The sequence below is a fragment of the Stenotrophomonas sp. PS02298 genome (assembly GCF_029959445.1).
Taxonomy (GTDB): domain Bacteria; phylum Pseudomonadota; class Gammaproteobacteria; order Xanthomonadales; family Xanthomonadaceae; genus Stenotrophomonas.
This window is the reverse complement of the sequence record NZ_JASCOR010000290.1, coordinates 1-2,345: the sequence shown is the minus strand read 5'-3', so window position 1 is coordinate 2,345 and position 2,345 is coordinate 1. Positions and strand designations below refer to the sequence as shown.

General features: G+C 61.9%; 2 protein-coding genes. One reads left to right on the top strand and one right to left on the bottom strand.

Annotation, left to right across the window (positions count from 1 at the left end; translation table 11 throughout):
* Positions 1-246: 246 nt before the first annotated feature.
* Positions 247-849 (bottom strand): hypothetical protein, encoded by a 603-nt coding sequence (locus QMX78_RS21150; protein ID WP_282273375.1) that lies wholly within the window; start codon positions 847-849, stop codon positions 247-249.
* Between the two features lie 331 nt (positions 850-1,180).
* Between QMX78_RS21150 and QMX78_RS21145 the strand changes: the two genes are divergently transcribed.
* The gene (locus QMX78_RS21145) at positions 1,181-2,107 is read left to right on the top strand and encodes an oxygenase MpaB family protein (RefSeq protein WP_282273373.1); all 927 of its coding nucleotides are present in this window, start codon (positions 1,181-1,183) and stop codon (positions 2,105-2,107) included.
* Positions 2,108-2,345 lie beyond the last annotated feature (238 nt).

Below are 2,345 nucleotides of genomic sequence, written 5' to 3'. Positions count from 1 at the left end.
GGGTAAGCAGCGCGCACCCGGGGCAGTTGGTGCACAGTCGGAGCTATCAGCAATGGTTCACTTCCCGGGTGCGCGCTGCTTACCCGGGCTACGGTGCTACGGCGTTGCAAGCGCGAGCCTTGCTTGCAATTGCAGGTGTAGCCCCTCTCCCCTTACGGGAGGGGGGTTGGGGAGAGGGGGGCTTTAACACGGGCAAAAAATCGCCGCGACAAAGCGCGGCGATGTATGGCAACAAAGCGGGCGGGCTCAGAATGCAGGCTGCAGCCGCAATCCATCATCACCGATGTGATTGAGCTTGCCGACCAGTTCCGAATGCTGCCGCATGCGTCCGAGTTCACGCATGATGCGCACGTCCTCATGACGCAGCTCGCGGGTGCTGGTGACGGCCTGCTTGTAGTCCAGGACTTCCGGATAGTGCTCGGCCATTTCCAGCGCCTCGGCCACTTCATCCACGCTGTCGGCATCGGAGCTGATGCGGGCGCGGCTGTTGAAGGCCTTCATCCAGCGCTCGAAACCGGCGGTATGGTCGAACATGTTGGCCATGAACCAGATCACGAACAGGATCGATACCCATGAGCCGAGCACGATCACCACGCGGGTGAAGGTGATATGGAAGTCATCGCGCCACAGGTAATTGGTGATCAAGCCAAGAATCAGCAGTGACGATGCCTGCCACAGCACGATCGAGGCCATCAACCATTGGCACTTGGCCTTGGCCAGCACCGACACTTCCTCGCGTATCTGCTGATCGCTCAGGTTTTTCCAATGATCGACCTGTTTCTCGAACGGGCTGTTGTACAGCTCGTTGTCTTGCAGCAGCAATCCCAAACCTTTGAACAGTGCGATCATGTTGAGCTCCTTGCAGATACTTGCTGGAACGAGCGACGGATGCAGGTTGGTGCGGTCAGGCAGGCTCAGTTCTAGCACTTTCGTCGCACTTGGCAATGGGGGCGGTGCGAAGAACCGACCGGCGGTGTTTGCCGTGACACCCTGACAGCGCGGATTTTTTGCGGTGCGTCATCGTTCAAGCCGAAGGACGCTTCAGTTTTTTTCGAATTCTCTGCTGCATTCGCACATGGGGCGCTTGGCGCTGGCACCGGGGCTTGACGGCGGCTGTACGGTTGCCGGATCGGCGGCTCAAACAAGCCAGCTGCGCAGCCGGACCGGTACGATAGGCGCCATGTCATCCCTGTTCAGCCCCGTCTCCGCCGCCGCCACCGCCCATATCCGTCGCTGGGTGCTGGATGCCTTTCCACGTAACCAGAATGGCGTTGAATACGACATGCCGCTGGGCGATCCGGGCTGGTTCGGGCCGGGCAGCGTCACCTGGCGTATCCATTCCGAGTTCCCCGGCATGTTGGCCGGTGGCCTGTGCGCGTTGATGCTGCAGTTGCTGCATCCGCGCGCATTGGCTGGCGTCTACGACCACTCCAATTTCCGTGAAGACCTGGTCGGGCGGCTGCGCCGCACCACCAGCTTTGTCGCCGGGACCAGCTATGCGCCGACAGCCGAGGTCAAGAAGCTGATCAGCAAGGTTCGGCGTATTCATGCGCAGGTGGTGGGCACGCTGCCCGATGGCCGCACCTATGCCGCTGATGATCCGCAACTGTTGACCTGGGTGCATGTCACCGAAGCCTATGGCTTTCTGGAAGGCTGCCGGCGCTATTGCCGCGAGGTGCCGACTGCCATCGCTGATCGCTATTACGACGAGTATCGACGCGTGGCCGAGGCCTTGGGCGCATGTGATGTGCCAGCCAGTGAGGCGCAGGTGCGCGAGTATTTCCAGGCGCAGCAGTCGCAGCTGAGCATGGATGAGCGCTCACGCGAGGTATTGGAGGTGCTCAGCGATGTGCGTCTGCCGGTGCCATTGCCGGGCGTGTCGCGCGATGTGTTTCTTGCCGCCGGTGCGGCCTTGTTGCCGGAGTGGGCGGTGCAGTTGCTCGGCCGCAGTCGTGGTCAACAGTTGCAATCGGTGGTGGCGGCGCGGGTGCTGCGCAGCGTGGCGCCGCTGTTCCGGATTGCCTTGAACGATGGTATTTCGACACGAGCCTGCAAGCGGGTAGGGCAGGACCCAGCGATGCTCTCGGCCTGGCCTGATCCGGCGTAGTGCCGAGCATGCTCGGCAGGCGCTTTACCGGCGAAGGGCGCCCCTCACCCCAACCCCTCTCCCGTAAACGGGAGAGGGGCTAGCACTGTAGTGCCGAGCCATGCTCGGCAGGGGCTTTACCAGCGAAGGGCGCCCTTCACCCCAATCCCTCTTCCGTAAACGGGAGAGGGGCTAGCACTGTAGTGCCGAGCCATGCTCGGCAGGGGCTCTATCGGGAATGCTTCTTGCCGAGCATGGC

Coding starts and splice junctions, on each gene's coding strand:
- QMX78_RS21150 (WP_282273375.1), bottom strand. CDS start 849: ATGATCGCACTGTTCAAAGGTTTGGGATTGCTGCTGCAAGACAACGAG.
- QMX78_RS21145 (WP_282273373.1), top strand. CDS start 1,181: ATGTCATCCCTGTTCAGCCCCGTCTCCGCCGCCGCCACCGCCCATATC.